The organism is Crocosphaera chwakensis CCY0110 (assembly GCF_000169335.1).
GTDB classification, from domain to species: domain Bacteria; phylum Cyanobacteriota; class Cyanobacteriia; order Cyanobacteriales; family Microcystaceae; genus Crocosphaera; species Crocosphaera chwakensis.
This window is the reverse complement of sequence record NZ_AAXW01000019.1, coordinates 39722-62072: the sequence shown is the minus strand read 5'-3', so window position 1 is coordinate 62072 and position 22351 is coordinate 39722. Positions and strand designations below refer to the sequence as shown.

22 protein-coding genes and 1 tRNA gene are annotated in these 22351 nt (G+C 37.9%); 15 read left to right on the top strand and 8 right to left on the bottom strand.

The genetic code is table 11. From position 1 onward, the window contains the following. Positions 1-19: 19 nt before the first annotated feature. Positions 20-1705, bottom strand: a complete 1686-nt coding sequence (locus tag CY0110_RS13695; RefSeq protein WP_198139162.1) for an ABC1 kinase family protein — start codon at positions 1703-1705, stop codon at positions 20-22. 131 nt (positions 1706-1836) lie between these two features. Further along, positions 1837-2163: a DUF6825 family protein gene (locus CY0110_RS13690; RefSeq protein WP_008276046.1), complete on the bottom strand. Its 327-nt coding sequence runs from the start codon at positions 2161-2163 to the stop codon at positions 1837-1839. 171 nt (positions 2164-2334) lie between these two features. Here CY0110_RS13690 and CY0110_RS13685 point away from each other — a divergent pair. Next, a tRNA-Leu gene (locus tag CY0110_RS13685) sits at positions 2335-2416 on the top strand. A 69-nt stretch (positions 2417-2485) separates the two neighbouring features. Here the strand turns inward: CY0110_RS13685 and CY0110_RS13680 are convergent. Next, positions 2486-3451, bottom strand: coding sequence for a protochlorophyllide reductase (locus tag CY0110_RS13680; protein WP_008276045.1), 966 nt, complete (start codon positions 3449-3451; stop codon positions 2486-2488). 532 nt (positions 3452-3983) lie between these two features. Between CY0110_RS13680 and CY0110_RS13675 the strand changes: the two genes are divergently transcribed. From CY0110_RS13675 to CY0110_RS13650, 6 genes are all read left to right on the top strand, one after another. After that, entirely contained in the window at positions 3984-4148 is a 165-nt protein-coding gene (locus tag CY0110_RS13675) for a hypothetical protein (protein WP_008276043.1), read from the top strand. 58 nt (positions 4149-4206) lie between these two features. After that, positions 4207-4371: a hypothetical protein gene (locus CY0110_RS13670; RefSeq protein WP_008276042.1), complete on the top strand. Its 165-nt coding sequence runs from the start codon at positions 4207-4209 to the stop codon at positions 4369-4371. Positions 4372-4429: 58 nt separating this feature from the next. Further along, a complete protein-coding gene (locus CY0110_RS13665; RefSeq protein ID WP_008276041.1) occupies positions 4430-4594 on the top strand; it encodes a hypothetical protein in 165 nt (54 codons plus the stop codon). Positions 4595-4826: 232 nt separating this feature from the next. Continuing rightward, entirely contained in the window at positions 4827-7583 is a 2757-nt protein-coding gene (locus CY0110_RS13660) for a beta strand repeat-containing protein (protein ID WP_008276040.1), read from the top strand. Then, on the top strand, positions 7552-9282 hold the full coding sequence (locus tag CY0110_RS13655) for a ShlB/FhaC/HecB family hemolysin secretion/activation protein (RefSeq protein WP_035799410.1): 1731 nt from the start codon (positions 7552-7554) through the stop codon (positions 9280-9282). The genes CY0110_RS13660 and CY0110_RS13655 overlap by 32 nt, the downstream gene beginning before the upstream one ends. A gap of 90 nt (positions 9283-9372) precedes the next feature. After that, on the top strand, positions 9373-10245 hold the full coding sequence (locus tag CY0110_RS13650; RefSeq protein WP_008276038.1) for a bile acid:sodium symporter family protein: 873 nt from the start codon (positions 9373-9375) through the stop codon (positions 10243-10245). A 48-nt stretch (positions 10246-10293) separates the two neighbouring features. Here the strand turns inward: CY0110_RS13650 and CY0110_RS13645 are convergent, their stop codons facing one another. After that, positions 10294-11451, bottom strand: a complete 1158-nt coding sequence (locus tag CY0110_RS13645) for a DUF58 domain-containing protein (RefSeq protein WP_008276037.1) — start codon at positions 11449-11451, stop codon at positions 10294-10296. Between the two features lie 156 nt (positions 11452-11607). On the opposite strand from CY0110_RS13645, the gene CY0110_RS13640 reads away from it, so the two are divergent. The 3 genes from CY0110_RS13640 to recG all read left to right on the top strand — a co-directional run bounded on the left by CY0110_RS13640 (position 11608) and on the right by recG (position 15248). Continuing rightward, positions 11608-12207 (top strand): DUF3450 domain-containing protein, encoded by a 600-nt coding sequence (locus tag CY0110_RS13640; protein ID WP_008276036.1) that lies wholly within the window; start codon positions 11608-11610, stop codon positions 12205-12207. A gap of 21 nt (positions 12208-12228) precedes the next feature. Further along, a complete protein-coding gene (locus CY0110_RS13635) occupies positions 12229-12600 on the top strand; it encodes a hypothetical protein (protein WP_008276035.1) in 372 nt (123 codons plus the stop codon). Positions 12601-12788: 188 nt separating this feature from the next. Next, positions 12789-15248 carry an ATP-dependent DNA helicase RecG gene (gene recG / locus CY0110_RS13630; protein WP_008276034.1) on the top strand — a complete coding sequence of 820 codons (2460 nt, stop codon included), beginning with the start codon at positions 12789-12791 and terminating at the stop codon, positions 15246-15248. A 131-nt stretch (positions 15249-15379) separates the two neighbouring features. Here recG and CY0110_RS13625 read toward each other — a convergent pair whose 3' ends face one another. Then, positions 15380-15601, bottom strand: coding sequence for a hypothetical protein (locus CY0110_RS13625; RefSeq protein WP_008276033.1), 222 nt, complete (start codon positions 15599-15601; stop codon positions 15380-15382). Positions 15602-16632: 1031 nt separating this feature from the next. Here CY0110_RS13625 and rnhA point away from each other — a divergent pair. The 5 genes from rnhA to ilvC all read left to right on the top strand — a co-directional run bounded on the left by rnhA (position 16633) and on the right by ilvC (position 20441). Then, on the top strand, positions 16633-17097 hold the full coding sequence (gene rnhA, locus CY0110_RS13620) for a ribonuclease HI (RefSeq protein ID WP_008276031.1): 465 nt from the start codon (positions 16633-16635) through the stop codon (positions 17095-17097). A 117-nt stretch (positions 17098-17214) separates the two neighbouring features. Next, positions 17215-18138 carry a class I SAM-dependent methyltransferase gene (locus CY0110_RS13615; RefSeq protein ID WP_008276030.1) on the top strand — a complete coding sequence of 308 codons (924 nt, stop codon included), beginning with the start codon at positions 17215-17217 and terminating at the stop codon, positions 18136-18138. 86 nt (positions 18139-18224) lie between these two features. Beyond that, a complete protein-coding gene (gene efp, locus CY0110_RS13610) occupies positions 18225-18785 on the top strand; it encodes an elongation factor P (protein WP_008276029.1) in 561 nt (186 codons plus the stop codon). A 65-nt stretch (positions 18786-18850) separates the two neighbouring features. Continuing rightward, positions 18851-19321 carry an acetyl-CoA carboxylase biotin carboxyl carrier protein gene (gene accB, locus CY0110_RS13605; protein WP_008276028.1) on the top strand — a complete coding sequence of 157 codons (471 nt, stop codon included), beginning with the start codon at positions 18851-18853 and terminating at the stop codon, positions 19319-19321. Positions 19322-19445: 124 nt separating this feature from the next. Beyond that, positions 19446-20441, top strand: coding sequence for a ketol-acid reductoisomerase (gene ilvC / locus CY0110_RS13600; protein ID WP_008276027.1), 996 nt, complete (start codon positions 19446-19448; stop codon positions 20439-20441). Between the two features lie 186 nt (positions 20442-20627). Here ilvC and wecB read toward each other — a convergent pair whose 3' ends face one another. Genes wecB through CY0110_RS13585 form a run of 3 tightly spaced genes read right to left on the bottom strand, consistent with a single transcriptional unit; the run spans position 20628 to position 22252 of the window. Beyond that, on the bottom strand, positions 20628-21749 hold the full coding sequence (gene wecB, locus CY0110_RS13595; protein WP_008276026.1) for a non-hydrolyzing UDP-N-acetylglucosamine 2-epimerase: 1122 nt from the start codon (positions 21747-21749) through the stop codon (positions 20628-20630). Between the two features lie 37 nt (positions 21750-21786). Further along, positions 21787-22008, bottom strand: coding sequence for a hypothetical protein (locus CY0110_RS13590; RefSeq protein WP_008276025.1), 222 nt, complete (start codon positions 22006-22008; stop codon positions 21787-21789). A gap of 19 nt (positions 22009-22027) precedes the next feature. Next, positions 22028-22252 (bottom strand): hypothetical protein, encoded by a 225-nt coding sequence (locus CY0110_RS13585; protein ID WP_008276024.1) that lies wholly within the window; start codon positions 22250-22252, stop codon positions 22028-22030. Positions 22253-22351: the final 99 nt, after the last annotated feature.

Here is a 22351-nt window from a genome sequence, read left to right as displayed (position 1 = left end):
GAGAAATTAGCAGTCATAACTAAAACATTTTATCTAAACGATTAATACGACGCAGGAGACGAATAAACCCCCAGGCAGGAACTAATCCCAACAAAATTGCTACTACTGCAATTTTGATATAACCGTTAATAAATAAGAGAGTGCCACAAATGACTAACGCACTTAAAAACACACTGTAATTGGTGGCCATTTGCATCATACCGAGACGACGTAATAAACGGTCAGATTCAACAGAACGGACTCTTAATTTAATATCACCCCGATCTAACTTTTCTATGGTATCGTCAATGCGTCGCGGTAAACCCAAGGCTGTGTTACTTACCTGAGTTGCCTGACGAGTAATTTCGTCTATGATGCTATTGCCTGTACTTCCGTTCATATCTGCTACTAGGTCTAAAGCAAAAGGTTGAGCTACCTCCATAAAATTAAAATTGGGATCTAAGCCTTTCCCTACGCCTTCTAGGGTAGAAAACGCTCGCATCACAAAGGTGAAGGTAGCAGGAAACCGAAACGGCTGATCGTAAGCAATTTCATATAAATCATCGCTAATAGCAGCAATCGATTGTTCTTCAAAGGGTTTGTCCATGAAGTTATCTAACATGAACTGCACTGAACGACGCACCGGTCCCATGTCATCGGTAGGACTCAAAGCACCCAAAGAAATTAAGGCAGATACCACGCGATCGCCATCTTTTTGAGCAATACCAAAGAGAGTATCCATTAACTTCTCCCTAACATTGGTATTAATACGCCCCATCATGCCAAAATCGTAGAAAATCAACGATCCATCCGTATCTACAGCAATATTACCAGGGTGAGGATCAGCATGGAAAAAGCCATCATTGAGCAATTGACATAAATAAGCTTTCGCTCCTAATTTCGCCAATAACTTGCGATCTAACCCAGCAGCCTCTAATCCTTCATAATGACTAATTTTAATCCCTGGAAGGTACTCTAAAGTAAGCACACGGGGGGAAGTATAACGCCAGTAAACCCTTGGCACTTTTACCCAATTTTCTCCCCTAAAGTTGCGCCGAAAGGTATCAGCGTTTTGCCCTTCATTGAGATAGTCAGTTTCTTGCCAAAGAATTTTACAGCATTCTTCATAAATACCGATCCAGTCCCGTCCTTTCCCCCATCTTGGGTGGTTTTGGAAATAATAGGCTATTTTCTTCAGAATAGCTAGATCAATGGTAAAGAGTTGCTTCAGGCCAGGTCGTTGAACCTTAACCACGACCTCTTCTCCAGAATGGAGTTTGGCTTTATGTACTTGACCTAAACTAGCTGCTGCAATGGGAACGGGATCAAAATTGCGAAAAAGCCTAGATAATGGCTTTCCTAAGTCTTTTTCAACAATTTTGCTCACTTGTTCGTAGGTAAAGGCTGGAACTTCATCTTGTAGTTTAGAGAGTTCTTCGACATATTCAATCGGGAATAAATCGGCTCGTGTTGAGAACAATTGTCCTACTTTAATAAAGGTTGGACCCAGATTTAACAAGTTTTCCCTTATCCAAACCGCTTGTATTTTCCGCCTTTGAGCTAATTTTTCTTCGGTAAAGCCATTTTTATAAGTCCATTTTTTACCGTTGCGCCAAAAACGGAACAGCAAGGAAAGAACGAACCGCCAAATATCTAAACGACGGCGCGTAATCGAATAGTTTTCGCGGTTCCAACGGTATTTTTCAGCCGTTTCCAACTGAGTAATGCTTCTGGGGACAGAAGCACCATTTTTCTTGACTAAGGATGATTTGGCGTTTGATGACAGGGCAGACACTCGGTTTCTTTGGGTTCTACTAATTTGGGCTTATATAATAAATTTAAAAGTTTAAGGGAGAATTAGGCTTTTGTATTGCGATAATTCTTTAATTCTGCTTTGAGACGAGCAATTTCAGCCCGTAGGTCGTCGATTGTTTCTTGGAGATCCACAGAAGAACCATTATCGGCGGTTGTGGTCGTGGTGGTAGTGGTAGCATTGCCTTGAGTCGCTTCTCTTTCAGCTCTGAGTTGGACTTCTTCTATAAACTGACGAAGGTTTTCCCTTTGTTCAGCATCAAATTTTCCTAACTCGCTTAGGGCTTCGGTTAAGGACTCTTCTACTTTCTCGCTGAGGACTTCAGCAAAGGCTCGGCCTAAAAAGAAGGCGTGAAGAACAGGATTACTCATCTGATAAACTTTGTTAACGCTTTTGTAACAAATTATATCTTGCTTCTTGAAAAAATGTGTCCTAGACTCCTGAATATTCTGTATTCTGAGTCGAAAAAAATGAGTAATTAGTTGATTCTATTGTCTCTAGTTACATTTGTGCTATGATGAAAAATGCAATACGAAAATCACGCGGATGTGGTGGAATCGGTAGACACGCACGCTTGAGGGGCGTGTGGCTCACGCCATGCGAGTTCAAGTCTCGCCATCCGCATTACTAAATATTATATTAAAAATTCCCACCTAAAAATACTAAAAAAGTAATATTTTAGGTGGGAATTCATTAAACAAGTCCGACTAATTTTTCACTCAGTTCCCACATTCGTTCTGCTTTTGCCTCATCTTGGGCTTGAGGTGACACCTTCTGAACAAAAGCTGCTTTACGGTCTTTTTTCTGACGGTTTCCCCAACTCCAATAAGAACCAGATTGACCATATTCAGGCTTAGTAACCACATCGGCTACCCTTTCTCCGGCTAATTCTTGGGAGACATAACCCCCTGTAATATTCTTTTGGAACCAAGGGAATATTTTTTGAAATAGGGGATAATGATTACGGAATAGAGGGGTATCGGCCACACATCCTGGATATAGAGACGTAAACACAACTCCTGTATTTTCATGATAGCGTCGATGAAGTTCTCGCATGGTCAAAACATTGCAGACTTTACTATCTTTATAGGCTTTAACCGGTTCAAACTTTTTACCATCAATCATCGAAACAGGTTCTTTAAAGCCCTCAGCAAACCCTTCTAAGTTCCCTAAGTCGGGACGGGGTGGAATTTTACCCCCTAATTCATTGGGGTTGTGGGTAACGGTTCCTAAAATGACCACACGCTTTTCAGGAGCAGGCGACCTTTTCAAATCCTGTAACATTAAATTACAGAGGAGAAAATGTCCCAGATGATTAGTAGTCATACTTAATTCATAGCCTTCTGGACTCCGCAGAGGTTCTTTAAGTAAAGGCATATAAATGGCTGCATTGCACACTAACGCATCAAGAGACTTGCCAGTAGCCCGAAAATCTTTGACAAATTGGCGTACACTGTCTAAGCTTCCTAGGTCAATGGACATAACCGTATAGCTGTCTAAGGGTATCCCTACAGACTGGGCTGCTTGGTGGGCTTTCGGTTGATTGCGACAAGCCATAACAACGTACCAACCTCTATCGGCTAGGGCTTTAGCAGCGTATAACCCTACTCCAGATGAAGCCCCTGTTATAATCACTGTTGATTTATGATTTTCTACCATATGGATTGAAACTCCCAAAACATTTTATTAACGAAGATCACAATTTCACACCACGCTGTCATTCAGTAATTATGTAATGTGCCAAACTTTAGGGGACATTGTAAAGACTTCGAGTCAGAAGACTTCTAACTCAAAGTTTTCCTGCCAGGCGTTACGAAGCAAGAATAGTAATAATAATACTCTATTTACGTGATCGTAGGGAGACCGTTATTAAGAATAAAATTTATAAATAGATTAAATCACATACTTGGATTTAAGATCACTGTTATAATACTCGAAAATTAGAAAACATTAGGGTTATTTGAGCCAATTAAAATTGGTTGATAATAGGTTAAAAGACATAGATGAAAATATCTAGATCAATTAACTAATTTTTTGTCATCTCTGTATAACCTATGTATATAGCCAAAAATAAAGTCTTCATACCTAAACCTCCAAATTTTTTTTTAAAGACTCACGCATTTACACTATTTTTTCTTTCTAAAAAAACGAATATTCTAAAAACATAGAGAAAACAACAGGAGCTAAACAAATGAACTTCAAAAACACCTTCGCTACTATCTTAACCGTTGCTTTAACTGCTGGTCTTAATATTTCTGCAATAGCAAGTGTTCCCACCGAACAAGAAACTCAAAAAGAGAACAATAATCCTGTTACCGAAACCACCCAAACTAACTGGTGTCACAGATGTAGATAAGACTGATTATTTTAAGAATTTGCGTATAATTTATTAGAAAAAAACAGGAATCAAACCAATGAAATTTAACCAAACCTTCGTGACTATCTTAACCGTTGCTTTAACTGCTGGTCTTAATATTTCTACAATGGCAAGTGTTCCCACCGAACAAGAAACCCAAACAGAAAATAATAATTCTGTTACCGAAACTACCCAGACTAAATGGTGTCACAGATGTAGATAAGACTGATTATTTTAAGAATTTGCGTATAATTTATTAGAAAAAAACAGGAATCAAACCAATGAAATTTAACCAAACCTTCGTGACTATCTTAACCGTTGCTTTAACTGCTGGTCTTAATATTTCTGCAATGGCTAATGTTCCCACCGAACAAGAAACCCAAACAGAAAATAATAATTCTGTTACCGAAACTACCCAGACTAAATGGTGTCACAGATGTAGATAAGACTGATTATTTTAAGACTTTGTCTACAATCTATTAGAAAAGAATAACACCCCAAAAAACGGACTTCTAACAGAAGACGGGTGTTGAGAGATTGAGAGCAGGTTTTCCAAGAAAAAATTATAAAGGCATTAGATTTAGAAATAAGTTTATAATTCAAGGGTCGGTTTCAATGAATCGTCTGTAATTTCAGACTTATCAACCCAGATATTTAAACCTAAACTAATCTGCAACGATGACCAATAGCTGTTTTATAACTAAGAAATTTCTCATCTTTATTAGCATTTTCCCTATTAATTACATCACGGTTGTTTCTTCAGCCTTAGGACAAGTTTCTAGTGATGGAACTGTAAATACCCAAGTAACCCCAACGGATAATCAATTAGTTATTACCGGGGGAACACAACAGGGGAAAAATTTATTTCATAGTTTTAATCAGTTTTCTGTTCCTGACAATGTCGAGGCATACTTTCAGAATTCTAACGATATCAATAATATTATCAGTCGTGTCACTGGTGGAGTTATTTCTCAGATTGAAGGAATAATTCGTGCCAATGGAACAGCTAACGTCTTTTTGATTAATCCTAATGGTATAATTTTTGGACCTAATGCTCAACTGAATATGGGAGGGTCTTTTGTAGCTAGTAGCGCAGAGTCCATAGAATTTGCGGATGGCGTTCGATTTAGCGCAAGAAATACACAACCCAATCCTATTTTGACCATGAGTGTTCCTGTGGGGTTACAATTTGGTTCTAATCCTGGCAATATAACCCTTAATCAGGTAGTTGATCTAAGTGTTACTCCTGGTAATACTTTGGCTTTGGTAGGGGGAAATATTCGTTTAATCGGAGAAACTAATCCAGAAAATGGAACTGAAGGGATACAAGTTACCGATGGACGTATTGAGTTAGGAAGCGTCGGCAACAATAGTATCGTACAAATTACCGAGACTAACGATGGATTTCGACTCGGTTATGATAGGGTTAAGAATTTTCAGGATATTTCTTTGACACACGGAGCAGAACTGATCAGAGGATTCAATTCCTCAATTAACCTACAAGGACGAAGAATTTCCTTGGATAGCAATGCAAGAATATCTAGTCGTTCTCAAGGTTCTCAAGCATCCGGCGATATTTTTATTAATGCAACTGAATCTGTGGAAATAAGTAGTTCTAAAACCCAACCTATTCTGAGTGGTTTGTCTGCTGGTGTTGACCCTGGTGTAACAGGTGCAGGAGGAAATATTATTATTAATACTCAAAAATTAATTGTGCGTGACGGAGCATTAATTTCATCAGAAGTATCCGGTCCAGGACAAGGGGGTACTATAGCAATTAATGCCACCGATTCAGTAGAGATTATTGGAGTAGGATTTTTTACAAATAGCACCATCGCTTCAAGTACGGCAAGTTCGGGAAATGGAGGCGAAATAATGATTAACACCAAAAATTTAAGCTTGCAAGACGGGGGACTGATTTCTGCTGCCACCATCGTTATTCCAGGAACCCCCCCCAATATGGCTACTGGTCAAGGAGGAACCGTTACTATTAATGCCTCTGAGTCAGTACGAATTAGTGGTAGCCAAGTTATTCCTGATTTTTTAGAAGCAGGGCCAGTTCCCAGTGCCATTTTTGTTGAATCGGGGTTTAGTGACATCAGATTCTTAGGTGTTGGTCAAGGGGGAAATCTTAATCTCAATACCGACCAATTGATGGTAGCTAATGGAGGGATTATCTCTGCTGCTAGTTTAGGAGAAGGAACAGCCGGAAGTTTAAATATTCAAGCCAATCAAATTATTTTAGATCAAGGAGTGATCACCGCTTCTTCTGAAGGAACCGGTAATGCAGGGAATTTGAGTATTAACACCAATCAATTAACAGTTCAGAATCAATCAGAAGTAGCAGTTAGAAGCATTGGTTTAGGTCAAGGGGGTAATTTGACTATCAATGCAGGGTCTATTTTTGTAGATAATAAAAGTCAACTAACTGCTACTAACGAATTCTTAACGCCAGAAAATATTGAAGAATTAGTAGAATTGGGCATTGCACCAGAATTATTAGAAACGGATGCTTCTTTAGCCAATGCAGGAAGTTTAAGTATTACCACCGATGATCTCACTATTAATAATGATTCAGAAGTAACTGTTAGTAGTTTTGGTGTGGGAGATGCCGGAAATATTAATATTGAGGCGGGAGATATCTTATTAGATAATAGTAGTCGCTTATCCGCCGAAACCGCATCAGGAGAAGGGGGAAATATTACTCTTGATGTGGATCAAAATTTAATTTTACGTCGAAATAGCACCATTTCCACTACCGCAGGAACTACAGAAGGACTAGGGAATGGAGGAAACATCGATATTAACACCCTATTTATCATTGCTGTTCCCACAGAAAACAGCGATATTATTGCTAATGCGTTTCTAGGACGAGGAGGAAATATTAATATTGATGCTGCCGGGATTTTTGGTATCGAAGAACGGAAAAGATTAACTCCTCTCAGTGATATCACCGCAAGTTCTCAGTTTGGTCAAGTGGGAAATATTGGTCTTAACCGTCCTGATGTTGATCCTCAGAGAAGCTTAGTTAAACTACCTGATGAAGTGGTAGACACAAGTAACGTCATTGTCGATGCTTGTCGTCCGGGCGGGGCTTTGACTAGAGGCGAATTTACCATTACGGGACGGGGTGGTTTACCCTCTAACCCCAACGAAGGAGTAGACAACCCCACAGGATTAACTGAATTAGGTTATCCTAATACTGATTCATCGAATGCTATACCTTCAGAGCAAGATCGTTCTTCTCCTAATTCTGAGGAAAATCCTAATAAAAGTGAGACACACACACCTACTCTTGTTGAAGCACAAGGATGGATAATTAATGCTGATGGTAATTTCGTACTAACAGCAAAAGCACCCACTGTGACTCCTCACAGTCCTGGTTTAAGCCCTGCTACCTGTTATGATTTGTCAACCCGTAACTCGTCTCCCTAACCTATTTTGTTGTTTTTTGTCTTTTTTCTGGTTGAGTTCTATATTTGCTGCTAAATTAATGGCGCAATCATTTGATAACAGTCCTATTCCTCCCACTTCTGTCCCTGAGTTACCCCAACCTGTTCCTTTACCCCAAACTCCTTTAAACCCTCCTATTCTTGCCCCTGTTCCCACAGAAGAAGTGTCCCCAAACATTCCAGGAACCATTACGGTTAAAGAGTTTCGTTTTGAGGGAAACACTGCTTTTGACACAGACGAATTAACCAAAGTTATTGAGACATTTATTGATCGCCCTTTGACTTTTGCGGAGTTATTAGAAGCGCGATCAGCTATTACTCAGTATTATGTAGATCGGGGTTATGTTACCTCTGGGGCTTATATTCCTCCCCAAACCATCGAAAATAACATTGTTACCATTGAAATTGTTGAAGGCCAATTAGAAGAAATTAAAGTTACTGTTGAAGGTAAACTCAATCCTAATTATGTCCGCGATCGCTTGGCCTTAGGAGGACAAACCCCTTTAAATATTTCTCGCTTAGTAGAATCTTTACAACTATTACAATTAAATCCCATTATTGATAGTATTTCGGCAGAATTAATACCGAGTCCACGTCCCGGTAATAATATTTTAGTGGTCGAAGTTGTTTCGGCCCGTTCCTTTTATCCGAGTCTTCTGTTTGATAATGGCCGTAACCCGCAAGTAGGAGAAATTCGTCGGGGGTTTAATTTAACTGAAAGGAATTTATGGGGTATTGGCGATAAAGCGGAGTTCAGTTATTTTAATACAGATGCCAGTGACGATGTAGAAGTTACTTATCAAGTTCCTGTTAATGTTTATAATGGAACGATTGCCGTAGGATATAGAAGCTTAACCGGGGAAATTATCGAGGAACCCTTAGATATTTTAGAAATTAATTCTGATTATCAAAAGTATTCTTTTCGCTTTCGACAACCCATTATTCAAACTCCATCACAAGAATTTACCTTAGGGCTAGATGTTGATCATCAAAAGAGTAAAACTCTCTACTTAGATGGTCTTGCTTTTCCCTCTAGAGGTTCTGATACTAACGGAAGAACCCACATTTCTACCATTAGATTTTCTCAAGAATGGGTAGGAAGATCAGCAACGCAAGTATTATCAGCAAGATCAGAATTTGATTGGGGAATTGAAGCTTTCGGAACAACTATCCCCTTTGATTTATCGGTGAATCCTGATGCTCCTTATAGTAACTATTTTTTATGGCGCGGCCAAGCCCAATGGGTTAAATTATTAGCGGATGATACTTTATTTGTGTTTAGAAGTGATTTGCAGCTTGCGGATCGTCCTATTGTTTCTTTAGAACAATTTTCTTTAGGTGGTCTAGGAAACGTTAAAGGGTATCGTCAAAATTCTTTATTAACGGATAATGGTATTTTTACTGGAATAGAGTTACGTTTTCCTGTTTATCGTCTTCCTAAAAATAGGGTTGTGGTACAACTTGTTCCTTTTTTAAACTATGGGCAAGGATGGAATAGTGGAGAAGAAACTGATCCCCCTATTAATGAATTAGCTTCGGTTGGTGTCGGTTTACAAGTACGGTATGGCGATTTTTTTAATGCTCGTCTTGACTGGGCAAATCCGTTAGGAAAGGAACTGTTCCAAGGAGGTGATTCTTTACAAGATGATGGCATTTTTTTTACAATTATAATTAGTCCATAATAAGAGATCAATTAAGGTACTTCTTGCCAACACCAACCCAATTTGTCAAACTATTGTAAGATAACTAAAAGTTTTGTGTGTGGAGTTCTTATGGAGTCGACTGTTCTTTCGGCGGTTTTTCTTCCCCTTGCCTTATTTATCATTATGATGGGCATGGGTTTGGGCTTAAAGATTGTTGATTTTCAGCGCATTTTGATTGAACCGAAAGGGGTATTGTTTGGTTTAATTGCTCAATTGATTATCTTACCTATTATTGGTTTTGTGTTAGCTGGAATGTTCTCGTTGACCCCAGAGTTAGCCGTTGGAGTGATTATTTTAGCTGCTTGTCCAGGAGGCGCAACTTCTAATGTAATCAGTTATTTACTACGAGGTAATGTCGCTTTATCGATTACTTTAACCGCTATCAGTAGTCTGATTACTATTATTACTATTCCTCTGGTGATTAATTTGGGAATGCAGACATTTATGGCAACCGATACAGCCTTGCAGTTACCTATCTTGAAAACCATTCTTCAAATTGCGATTATTATCTTTATTCCTATTGTTTTAGGGATGTTAGTCAACCACTATCACCCCAAGTTAGCAAAGAAAATTGAAAAAATTGTTAAATGGTTATCCTTGTCTTTTTTAGGATTAATTATTTTTGGTTTATTAGTTAAGGGACGTGCTGATTTACTACCCAATTTTTTACAAGTTGGAGGAGTCACTTTAAGCTTAAATTTGGTTACTATGTTTCTTGGATATACTATGGCTACTATCGCTAAACTTGACGAAAAGAGTACCAAAACTATCACCGTTGAGGTAGGTATACAAAATGGAACATTAGCGATTACGATTGCCAGCGTTTTGTTAGATTCACCAACTATGGCGATTCCTGCTGGTATCTATAGTTTACTGATGTTTCTTACTAGCGCAGGGTTTGCTTTATTAATGCGTAATCGAAAAGTTATTTCTGTACAATAAAAGTTTAAAATCTCGTAGTAAGGTGGGCAATGCCCACCTTACAATTTTTTACTGTGGAATTTTTTGTAATTGATTTTGTAAAGATTGCTCAGAACTAATGACTAAACCCCTTAAAGTTTGACCCAAAAAACTCGGAATTTTCTCAGCCTCTTGAGGGAATAAAAGCCAACGACTTCCTAACGGTAAATGCTCAAAACTAGCCGTATTTTCTGTAATCCAAATTAAGGGTATTTTAGGTAAAATATGCTCTTTATTATCTTCTTCTGAATTAACGGCTGCTAACGTCTCTAATACAGTACGGTTACCATAAATAAGTCCTGTTTTTGCTGTCCATAATTTAACATTTAACTGGGCGCGACTGGCATAAAAGTATAAAGAAGCTGCTGCAATAACCGCTTGTTCAAAACTATTATCTTTCCAGACTGAACCACTATCCAAACAGATAATAATATCTTCTCCCCCTGTCACCACTTCTAACTCCCTTACCTGAAACTCGTCGTATTTAGCACTGGTACGCCAATGTATCATCCGCATGGGATCACCGTAACGGTAAGGCCGTAACGCTTTCGTAACTCCCTCACTGGCTGCTTGAAAACGGCGATCACTTTGTTTTTGGTCACTTTCTTCCTGTCCTATGGTATCAATTAAAGGACAATGATTTAAGGGCAATATCTGAGGATAAACTACTGCTTTAGCAGGGACTTCCTGACTACGACGACACCAAAACAGTCCTAACGGCGAACCACTACGTAACTGAACCTCATGCCAATGATAGACCCCTCTTTGTTGAGTGGTTAGGTAATAAGTCCAATGGTGTTCTCCTTGAGGTTCAATGGCTTCAATAGCGGTGTTTTTAGGCTTATCCAAGACTACAGGGACGATATCCAAAATTTGCAGTAAGGTTTTAGGAGATTTTGACTTATTTTCGATGATCACTTCGACAGTGAGATCATCTCCTGCACTTACAGGGTTAAGGGGACTGCGACGAACTTCTATTTTAGAAAGCGATCGCACCGATAAAATAGCGGATAATATCAATAATGCCAAAATAGTACCGCTTAAGACATATAACCATCCGGCCATGGTATTAGTTGCTGCACCGAAGAAACATAAGGCTAATACGCCTAATAACCAGCCACTAAAGGCAGGGGTTGTCCAATGGGTTTCTAACCAGTCTATGAGGGAAAATGTACCTTTTTTCACCATAATATTAGTCGGTAAAGTGTGGCATTTGTTCTTGTTTTAATCATAGCAAAACTTCGACTTACATAAACTTAAGTTTATTATTATTAAATTTGATTAACTTATGGTTAATCATGTGATCAGTCTCACTGTTGTTTTTGAGCCAAATTATTATAATTAATGTTACCGAACTATAAAACAATTTTAAAGATGACTGTTGATATTGATACTCGTGTAAAAAGTGTTTATAAATTAGCAAAAGCCTATCCTGATAATGGACACTTACAGGAAGCAGTAGGGGTGGTTAAAACGTTACGGCGTTCTCAAGGTCAATTAGCACATTGGAGTGACCAACATAAAATAGATAAAAAACAATTAAAAGCTGAAATTATTACACTATCAAAAGAAAACCAAGAATTAGAAGTGCAAATAAGATTAAAATCGGAAAATATTGTTTCTTTGAAGTCTGAGTTAACACAGATTAATGAACAAATGACACAATTAACTGAAGAAAAACGAAGAATGATAGTCCAAAGAGATAGGGTAGTTGCTGAATTAAAACAAATTGAAACTGAGGTAGAAATTGCTACTATTAAAGTACAACAAACTAATGATTTATTCGAGAAGTTTAGTATTATTTGGACGTTGATTCAATCTTTATTTTTCAGGGATCATCATAAAGATTATGGCAAGATAGAGAATACACCTGAGCCTGATCCTGATAAACCTCAAATGGGAACCAGTCCTGCTGATATTGGTAAAAATTTATTAGATAATTAGTTAATAGTATAGGTAAAATTAATGTCAAGATTTAGTAAATTAATCGAAGAGTTAGAAGATTTACAACAACAGGATATTAAAAATTCTGCCAAAGTTTTTTCAATTACAGCAACGTTATCTACTCGTTTACATGAATTATTAAATACTGTTGAAAATTCTAGTAAAGCTCTTCCTGAAAGCAAAATAACAAAAGAAGAATTAATTAAGCGTTATGGAAATTATAATAATGCTTATGCTACTTATAAGAAAGCTTATGGGATAAAATGTAGAAAAGGCTGGCAGCATTTCTTGAAAGCTATTGAAGGATTATCGCCACCGATTTCTTTAGAAGAAAGAGTCGAAAAATTAGAAGAAACTGTAAAAATCTTAGTCAAAATTTTGATAGAAAATTAAGCAGAAATCATCAATTTATAGTCTAATAATAAAATTTTTAGAGGCTTAACATTATTAAGCCTCTACTAACTTTTGATAAGGTTAAAGTGACAGCTTGAAATTAAATTAATTATCATTAAACAATTGACAACAAAATAATAGGGAAATGTGTCACAATAAAAAGTCCAGTGTTCACTCCCTAGACAACTATGGCCTCAGGAAACATTGACTGGATACGTTTAGATAAAGCTTTATCAGTTGAAGCAGAAAAAGGATTTACCAATTTACAGGGTAATCAATATCAGTTTAACGAATTTTTGTGCCTTAATTTTGGTAATAGTCCTCCGAATGGGACTCCAACAAGCGATCGCAGAAAGTGGCAAAATTTTGCAGCCCAATATGCTGATTATTCTAACTTAAGTGTAGCACAAAGAAAGACCTTAATTAGTCAAACTCGTCAATTTTTATATGAACTTAGAAAGACATTAGAAACTCCTTCCGAACCACAACCACCAAAGTTACCAAAAACCACAGCTATTACTGATAAAAAAGCTTCGTTACGTCCTATTAGTTTAGAGCAATCTTTAAGTACCTTAGCAGAAGTAGGTTATAAAAGAGCAGAATTACTGAAAAGATTAGGTCTCTATACAGTTAAAGACTTACTATTTTATTATCCCCGTGATCATATTGATTATGCTCGACAAGTCACTATTAATAATTTAGTTGCAGGGGAAACTGTGACCATTGTAGGAACGGTAAAACGCTGCAATTGTTTTACCAGTCCCAAAAATAAAAAATTGAGTATTTTTGAGTTAATTTTAAGAGATCATACAGGACAAATTAAATTGAATCGTTTCTTTGCAGGGACTCGTTTTACCAGTAGAGGATGGCAAGAAAGACAGAAAAGAATTTATCCGTTAGGTTCAACTGTAGCAGCATCAGGGTTAGTGAAACAAAACCGCTACGGAATTACATTAGATAACCCAGAAATTGAAGTTTTAGATAGTGTTGGTTCAAGTATTGAGTCCATTAAAATTGGTCGAGTTTTACCTGTGTATCCTTTAACTGAAGGAGTAGGAGCCGACTTAATTCGTAAAGCTATTATTGTTAGTTTAGAGGCAATTAAACAACTTCGAGATCCTTTACCTAGAGTATTGAGAGAACAATATGGATTAATGGGATTAAAAGAAGCAATTAGTAATATTCATTTTCCCGAAACTTCTGAATTGTTAGCCCATGCAAGACGGCGTTTAGTTTTCGATGAATTCTTTTATTTACAATTAGGATTTCTGCAACGTCGTCAAGAACAAAAACAAATTCATAATAGTACAGTTTTTACTCCCAAAGGAAGATTAATAGAACAGTTTGATAATATATTACCTTTTAGTTTAACTAATGCACAACAACGGGTTATTAATGAAATTTTAGAAGATTTGAACTCAGTAACGCCTATGAATCGCTTAGTACAAGGAGACGTAGGTGCAGGAAAAACAATTGTCGCTGTCTTTGCTGTACTAGCTGCTTTACAATCCGGTTATCAAGCTGCATTAATGGCACCCACAGAAGTCTTAGCAGAACAACATTATCGAAAATTAATTCCTTGGTTTAATCAGCTATATTTACCCGTAGAACTATTAACAGGTTCTACTAAAAAAGCCAAAAGAGAAGAAATACATCGTCAATTAATTACAGGAGAATTACCCCTTTTAGTAGGAACCCATGCTTTAATTCAAGACACGGTAAACTTCCAAAAATTAGGTTTAGTTGTTATCGACGAACAACACAGGTTTGGGGTACAACAACGGGCGAAACTATTAGCAAAAGGTAAATCCCCCCATGTTTTAACCATGACAGCAACTCCCATTCCTCGGACTTTAGCGTTAACCTTACACGGGGATTTAGATGTGAGTCAAATTGACGAATTACCCCCTGGAAGACAAGCTATTCAAACCACAGTATTGACTGGAAAAGAAAGGACACAAGCATATGATTTAATTCGCCGAGAAGTTGCTCAAGGACGACAAGTTTATATTATTTTTCCTATGATTGAAGAATCAGAAAAATTGGACGTAAAAGCAGCAGTAGAAGAACACAAAAAACTCTCAGATAAAGTGTTTCCAGACTTCAATATTGGACTGTTACATGGACGGATGAGTTCCGTAGAAAAAGATGGAGTATTAACTGCTTTTCGGGACAATAAATATCATATTATTGTCTCAACAACAGTTATAGAAGTCGGGGTAGATGTTCCCAATGCAACTGTCATGTTAATCGAAAATGCTGAACGTTTTGGACTCTCCCAGTTACATCAATTAAGAGGTAGAGTTGGAAGAGGTTCTCATAAGTCTTATTGTTTGTTGATGAGTAGTAGTAAAACCCCCGATGCCAGACAAAGATTAAGCGTGTTAGAACAGTCTCAAGATGGCTTTTTTATATCAGAAATGGATTTAAGATTTAGAGGGCCAGGAACCGTTTTAGGCACTCGTCAATCAGGTTTACCAGACTTTGCTTTAGCAAGTTTAATAGAAGATCAAGAAGTGTTAGAATTAGCAAGAGTAGCAGCAGAAAAAATTATTGCAGCCGATAAAAATTTAGGAAGTTTACCTTCACTGAAAAAAGAATTAGAAACCCGTTATCAAAAGTTAATGGGAGGAGAAATATTAACTTGATTAAAAATTAAAGGAGAAAAAATGGGTCATTAAGACCCAGAGAATAGAGAAGAATCGTATAAAGATAACAACGATGTGTTATTTTTTCACTTTTATTCTTGTTAAGTAAAATGCTTAAATTATAACTCTTTTTAAAATAGTTCATCTAAATACAACCAACCTTCATCGGTCAACCAACAAGAATAAATACTACCATCAATATGGTTTGCTACTTGTAAATATCCTCGTTCTTCGAGGTTTTCTATTTCCTTTTTTAAACTTAATTTGGATAAATTTAAAAAATCAGCTATGTATTTTAGTTCTTGTCCGTTGCTGACATATTCTAAAAGGCGTTCTTGAATATTTCCAATCATTGAGTTGCTCCTTTTAAAGTGTTACATCATGCTTAAATTATGTCTTAGTTACCTTGTCATAACATCCCAATTTTTAGGGAATTTACAATAATTTTTTAAATTAGTTCAGTATATTCACTGATTATATCATTTTTTATATATAGATTCTATAAAATTTAAGAATAAAAATGAATATTTTATCCATAATGAAAAATTTTAAGCTAGAGTTAAAACTTATTTAACTTAAAATAAACCATAGCTTAATGATTGATTATTAAAAATCACTATTAATAACTGTATTATGTACAGATAATCTATAAATTTCTTTACATTTCTATTGCACCTAAACTCTTTGAAGCGTATTTTTGTGCTGAGTTTAAACCAGTGACTCCTGTAATATCTATGTTCTCATATGGTCGAGGTGATCGCTCTTACCCAACTGTTATTACTATCAATAATTTGGTGTAAAATAGGATAACCTTCTCCAACTTTCCAAATATAAATTTGAGCATTCGTATCATCAATGTAAAAGTTTTTTTTAAAGGGGCATCTCTTAATCAGTACATTATTTATGCCCTCACTTATCAAATAGCTTCTAACTATAAAATGATTATTAAATCAGAACTAGATAAAGCGCAACAAGAGCAATAATTCAAAGATTTATTAGTGTTAGTTGAATTGTGTCAAACATCAACCACTCAAATAAAGGAAATTTTATCGAAGCGAGAATCAGTAAAACCAGAAAGTGAATTAACACAAGAAATCGTTAATCAATTTCATACCCTTATTCTAAAGAAAGCAAAAAAGTACAATTAATGACCAAACCTGATTTTTTTTGTTCCTTCTACATTCCTAATTCTTGCTTGATTTGAATATTAATAGATGATTGCTTTAAGAGTTCACCTATTTTTATTTGATTTATAATTTAAAATTGAGATCATTCTTCTATTACTTATTCTTTAGGTTTTCGTCCCTTTTAATTGTTTCTAATACTGCTATAGTTACAGTGAATTGTATTTTGCGTTTTAGAATTAAAAACAATCTAGTGAGTGATGAAAAAAGTACAAATTTACACAGATGGGGCTTGTTCTGGTAATCCCGGAAAAGGGGGTTATGGCATCATTTTAGTCTATAACGAACACCGAAAAGAACTATCAGGAGGGTATCGCTTAACCACTAATAATCGCATGGAAATGATGGCCGCTATCATTGGTTTAGAAGCTTTAAAAACCCCCTGTGAGGTGACATTATACACAGACTCTCGTTACTTAGTTGATGCTATCACTAAAGGATGGGCAAAAAAATGGCAAGCCAACGGTTGGAAAAGAAATAACAAAGAAGCTGCAAAAAATCCTGATTTATGGCAAAAACTGTTAGATTTGTGTAAAAAACATGAAGTAAAATTTGTCTGGGTAAAAGGTCACGCAGGCCACCCAGAAAATGAACAATGCGATCGCTTAGCTGTCACAGCAACCCAACAATTGACACTTGCCATTGATGAAGTGTATGAACTTTGAATTTACCTAACCTTTATTTCTTTTGTTAACTATTCACTGGTAAAATCAAGAACGATAACAAGTGAGTAACCATCGATACGACTTGGTTACTGTCAGAATCGACATCAAGAGAATTGTATGACTGTTACCTCCTATAAATCCCAACCCAGTTTGGCCTCCCGTCTCATCAATGGAATTTTATCTATCAAACCTCTAGCGAAACTAGCTAAATATCAAGCCCGAAAGATGATTATTAATCGAGCAGAAAAAATAGGGGTTCCCTGGCGCGATAATGTTCGCCAACTGCAAGCTCATAACTGGGAAGAAGAACTAGAAAAAGTTCAAAATCAGAACCTTATCTACCCTGACTATTATGTTTGTTCCTTTCATGGTTATGAAACAGGCAACTTGAGTTGGGAATCTGCCCTAGAAGTTGAATCTGCTGCTTATGCTGTTCATGCGAGCATTTGGCCATCGGCTGGAGTCAAGGGAGATCCCCGTTTACGGCACAATTATCATGAAATTCTTAAACAACAACTATCTTTGACCCCCCAGACAATTTTAGACATCGGTTGTAGTGTCGGTATGAGTACCTTCCCTCTACAAGAACTCTACCCCAACGCAAAGGTAACAGGATTAGATCTATCTGCCTATCATTTAGCCGTCGCCCAGTACCGAAGTCAACAACGAAACCTAGCTATTGACTGGGTACATGGGGCAGCCGAAAGAACTAACTTACCAGCTACCTCCTTTGATCTCGTGTCAGCCTTTTTGTTGTACCACGAACTTCCCCAAACAGCAGCGATCGCTATCTTCAAAGAAGCTCGTCGTCTCCTTAAACCTGGGGGATACTTCACCATGATGGACATGAATCCCCGCGCCGAAGCCTATGAAAAAATGCCTCCCTACATCTTAACTCTACTCAAAAGTACCGAACCCTACCTCGATCAATATTTCGCCTTAGATGTAGAAACAGCCCTAGAAAAAGCAGGGTTTGACACCCCGAAAATAACCCCTATCAGTCCCCGTCATCGGGCGATCGTAGCAAGAATATGTCAATAATGTTAATAGATATGAGGTAATTAACCTCAGGTTTGCCAAACTCTTGTAAAATAAATCTTGACTTTCTAAAGCTCTAAAAGCCTTTCATGATTTCTAGTAATGATTTTCGGAGCGGTGTCACCATTGAATTAGATGGTTCAGTGTGGCGCGTCGTTGAATTCCTGCACGTTAAACCGGGAAAAGGCTCTGCCTTTGTACGAACCAAGCTAAAAAATGCTCAAACTGGCAGCGTGGTTGAGCGAACCTTTCGCGCAGGGGAAACCGTTCCTCAAGCGAACCTAGAAAAACGCACCATGCAACATACCTATAAAGAAGGCGAACAATACGTCTTTATGGATATGGAAACCTTTGAAGAAGTGCGTTTAAGCCCTGAACAAATGGGAACAACGGTTAATTATATCAAAGAAGAAATGGAAGCTGATGTCCTCTTCTGGAACGATCAAATCTTAGAGGTACAATTGCCAACCTCAGTTACTTTAGAAGTAACTGACACTGATCCAGGGGTAAAAGGGGATACCGCAACCGGGGGAACCAAACCCGCTATTGTCGAAACCGGAGCGCAAGTAATGGTTCCTCTGTTTATTTCCATTGGAGAAAAAATTAAAGTCGATACCCGTGATGGTTCCTATTTAGGACGAGAAAATTAAAGCCTGAAGAGTTGTCCCTAGGGAGACAACCTCTATTTGATCAACGATTATGGGATAGGTAATCTGTGTCAATTAATTTTAATGAACTACGAGATTTATTAGGGGCGATCGCTCATACTGATATTGCCGAAGTTAGCCTAAAAACAGAAACGTTTGAGTTAAATGTCCGCCGAGACGTTACCACCAAGGGTCAAACTGTAGCCCCTATAGCTTCGGAAACCTTAGCCCAACCTTCATCAGCCCCTACGATACCCACCCCACCCCCAGAAACAACCCCATCTCCAGCAGAAAAAAAATGGGTGGCCATTACTTCTCCTATGGTAGGAACCTTCTATCGCGCCCCCGCCCCCGATGAACCGCCCTTTGTGGACGTGGGCGATCGCGTCAGTAATACCCAAACCGTCTGTATTATCGAAGCAATGAAATTGATGAATGAAATTGAAGCCGAAGTTACAGGAGAACTGATGGAGATTGCAGTAGCCAACGGCGAACCAGTAGAATATGGTCAAACCTTAATGTGGGTCAATCCGAGTTAATGGCAAGACATAAAGTCCTCTCATTCTCAAAGACAAAAGAAAGATTACAAAATCCCCAAATCCGCACCTTAGGGACTATAGATTATATAATGGAAAGTTTGTAAGAAAGTTAGGAGACAGCCTCATGGCTCGGATGTATTACGATGCAGATGCCAACCTTGATTTATTAGCAGATAGAACCGTGGCCATTATTGGTTATGGTTCTCAAGGTCATGCCCACGCCCTTAATTTAAAAGACAGTGGCATCAATGTGGTAGTGGGGCTGTATCCAGGCAGTAAATCAAGGAAACAAGCTGAAGATGCAGGGCTAAAAGTTCTCAGCGTAGCCGATGCTGCCAGTGCTGCTGATTGGATCATGATTTTGTTGCCTGATGAAGTTCAAAAAACAGTCTATCAAGAAGAAATCCAACCCAATTTAAGGGATGGAAAGGTCTTATCCTTTGCTCATGGCTTTAACATTCACTTTGGTCAAATTGTTCCCCCTGAAACTGTAGACGTGGTAATGATTGCCCCCAAAGGACCGGGACATTTAGTACGCCGTACCTATGAACAAGGGGAAGGGGTTCCTTGTTTATTCGCCGTTTATCAAGATGCCAGTGGACAAGCTCGCGATCGCGCCATGGCCTATGCTAAAGGAATCGGAGGAACTCGCGCCGGTATTCTTGAAACCAGTTTCAGAGAAGAAACCGAAACGGATTTATTTGGGGAACAGGTGGTACTCTGCGGTGGTTTATCGGCACTCATAAAATCAGGGTTTGAAACCCTTGTCGCGGCCGGTTATCAGCCTGAATTAGCTTATTTTGAATGTCTGCACGAAGTCAAATTAATTGTGGATTTGATCGTAGAAGGTGGACTCGCTAAAATGCGCGATAGTATCTCTAATACGGCAGAATATGGAGACTTAACCAGGGGACCCCGTATCGTCACTGATGAAACTCGCGCCGAAATGAAACAAATTCTTGGGGAAATTCAATCCGGTCAATTTGCAAGAGAATTTGTTCTAGAAAATCAATCGGGTAAACCAGGGTTTACAGCAATGCGCCGTCAAGAAGCTGAACACCCTATTGAAGAAGTGGGTAAAGATTTACGGGCTATGTTTAGTTGGTTAAAAGATAATTGACTCCCACCACTAAGCTGACGTTGTAGTGGAGGATTCTTGATCCTTAAAGATTACTTGCTTAGACAGGATTTCTGCTAAAAAAGCAACGGAGGTTACTACGCGCGGTTTCCCCGCGCGTGAATAAGGAAAATTGACGATTATTATTAGAATCTATTGTGATTAGTTCGCCAATATGAGTCAAAATTGTTAATGGTTTTCTCCTAAATAATGTTGCACAATTTCTAAAATGCGATCGCTTGCCTGACCATCTCCAAAAGGGTTAACTGCATTCGCCATCTTTTCATAAGCTACTTTATTACTTAATAATTCACTACTATTACTAACAATATCTTGATAATCTGTACCTACTAATTTAGCCGTTCCTGCGTCCACTGCTTCAGGGCGTTCCGTCGTTTTCCGTAAGACTAACACCGGTTTACCCAAACTAGGAGCTTCTTCTTGTAAACCGCCAGAATCGGTTAATAATAGATAACAGCGTTGAATCGCACCGACTAACTCCCCATAGTCCAAGGGTTCAGTTAAAAAGACTCTCGGATGGTTGCCTAAAGATGCTTTTATTGGTTCTCTTACCGTTGGGTTACGGTGCATGGGCAGTAACAGGGCTGTATTCGGAAATTTGTCTAAAATGAGGTGAAACCCTCTTAAAATATCTTGTAGAGGCTCTCCCCAGTTCTCTCGTCGATGTACGGTAGCCAATAGCACCCGATATTGATTCCAATCTAACCCTTTAACATTACATTCAGGCTGTTTATCAGCAACAGTTAACAACGCATCAATGACGGTATTTCCTGTTAAATGGACTTCTCCTGTTACACTAGATCGGTTTAAATTTTCTACAGCCAACTGAGTCGGGGCAAAATGTAACTGGGCCAGTTGGGAAATAAGGCGACGGTTAGCTTCTTCTGGATAGGGGTTATAAATATTATCCGTTCGTAAACCGGCTTCTACGTGACCGATAGGAATTTGTTGATAAAATGCAGCTAAAGTGGCAGCAAAGGCTGTTGTGGTATCCCCTTGGACAATCACACAATGGGGTTGTATTCTTTTAAAAATGCTTTCTAACCCTTGTAAACTGCGATACGTGATGTCCGTGAGGGTTTGTTTTGGCTGCATAATATTCAAGTCTTCATCTGCTGTTATTTCAAACAGTTGCATGACCTGTTCTACCATTTCCCGATGTTGTCCGGTTAAGATAACATGGGTTTCAAATGCCTCTGAGTCACGAAATTTTTGAATCACAGGAGCAAGTTTTATGGCTTCGGGACGGGTTCCAAGGGTAATACAAACTTTATAACGAGATGAAGTCATAAGTAGAACAGTTGAAGACTTCATCTATTTTACTAGGTTATGTATCTACCCATAAATCTCTAATCTCTACAATGTCAAAAGTTGGTGGGTTATTTAGTCTAACTTTAATTATTATTTCCCAAGGATCTGCTGCACAAGATTCTAACCCATATTTACCCCAAAACTCGGAAGAAACAATAGATTTAGAAATCCCATCATTATCAATATCTTTGAAAATTAAAGTAGCATATTCAGACCCAACTGCATTCCCTAAAACCATACGAGAATTAGAACATCACTTACAAAAAAATTATAATTTTCGGTTCTACCAAACCTGTGATGTAAATAGACATCATCTCTACTACTCTAGAAAATAGTAATTCTCTTGTGTACTGATTTTCTGGACTTCTCTCAAATAATGCGTCGAGTTTTTGAGGGTATAAGATTTTTTCGAGCAGTCCACGAACCATAACCGACGCTGGACTTTCTTCAACAAAACGCTCAAATACCTGCCCTAGAATCATTCTCCCTACTTCCCTTTCTTAGCAAGAGAGATTCTTTTACCTAACTATAAATTGGGAATAATCACAATACCTTGAAAGGGCTGCTTCTAAAAATTATAG

Excerpts from the sequence above, each read along its gene's own strand:
- CY0110_RS13655 (WP_035799410.1), top strand. The coding sequence starts at position 7,552 with ATGATTTGTCAACCCGTAACTCGTCTCCCTAACCTATTTTGTTGTTTT.
- efp (WP_008276029.1), top strand. The coding sequence starts at position 18,225 with ATGATTTCTAGTAATGATTTTCGGAGCGGTGTCACCATTGAATTAGAT.
- wecB (WP_008276026.1), bottom strand. The coding sequence starts at position 21,749 with ATGACTTCATCTCGTTATAAAGTTTGTATTACCCTTGGAACCCGTCCC.
- CY0110_RS13585 (WP_008276024.1), bottom strand. The coding sequence starts at position 22,252 with ATGATTCTAGGGCAGGTATTTGAGCGTTTTGTTGAAGAAAGTCCAGCG.
- CY0110_RS13635 (WP_008276035.1), top strand. The coding sequence starts at position 12,229 with ATGTCAAGATTTAGTAAATTAATCGAAGAGTTAGAAGATTTACAACAA.
- CY0110_RS13590 (WP_008276025.1), bottom strand. The coding sequence starts at position 22,008 with ATGGTTTTAGGGAATGCAGTTGGGTCTGAATATGCTACTTTAATTTTC.
- CY0110_RS13650 (WP_008276038.1), top strand. The coding sequence starts at position 9,373 with ATGGAGTCGACTGTTCTTTCGGCGGTTTTTCTTCCCCTTGCCTTATTT.
- CY0110_RS13670 (WP_008276042.1), top strand. The coding sequence starts at position 4,207 with ATGAAATTTAACCAAACCTTCGTGACTATCTTAACCGTTGCTTTAACT.
- CY0110_RS13675 (WP_008276043.1), top strand. The coding sequence starts at position 3,984 with ATGAACTTCAAAAACACCTTCGCTACTATCTTAACCGTTGCTTTAACT.
- CY0110_RS13625 (WP_008276033.1), bottom strand. The coding sequence starts at position 15,601 with ATGATTGGAAATATTCAAGAACGCCTTTTAGAATATGTCAGCAACGGA.
- CY0110_RS13645 (WP_008276037.1), bottom strand. The coding sequence starts at position 11,451 with ATGGTGAAAAAAGGTACATTTTCCCTCATAGACTGGTTAGAAACCCAT.
- rnhA (WP_008276031.1), top strand. The coding sequence starts at position 16,633 with ATGAAAAAAGTACAAATTTACACAGATGGGGCTTGTTCTGGTAATCCC.
- CY0110_RS13680 (WP_008276045.1), bottom strand. The coding sequence starts at position 3,451 with ATGGTAGAAAATCATAAATCAACAGTGATTATAACAGGGGCTTCATCT.
- ilvC (WP_008276027.1), top strand. The coding sequence starts at position 19,446 with ATGGCTCGGATGTATTACGATGCAGATGCCAACCTTGATTTATTAGCA.
- CY0110_RS13660 (WP_008276040.1), top strand. The coding sequence starts at position 4,827 with ATGACCAATAGCTGTTTTATAACTAAGAAATTTCTCATCTTTATTAGC.
- CY0110_RS13615 (WP_008276030.1), top strand. The coding sequence starts at position 17,215 with ATGACTGTTACCTCCTATAAATCCCAACCCAGTTTGGCCTCCCGTCTC.
- CY0110_RS13640 (WP_008276036.1), top strand. The coding sequence starts at position 11,608 with ATGTTACCGAACTATAAAACAATTTTAAAGATGACTGTTGATATTGAT.
- CY0110_RS13690 (WP_008276046.1), bottom strand. The coding sequence starts at position 2,163 with ATGAGTAATCCTGTTCTTCACGCCTTCTTTTTAGGCCGAGCCTTTGCT.
- recG (WP_008276034.1), top strand. The coding sequence starts at position 12,789 with ATGGCCTCAGGAAACATTGACTGGATACGTTTAGATAAAGCTTTATCA.
- CY0110_RS13665 (WP_008276041.1), top strand. The coding sequence starts at position 4,430 with ATGAAATTTAACCAAACCTTCGTGACTATCTTAACCGTTGCTTTAACT.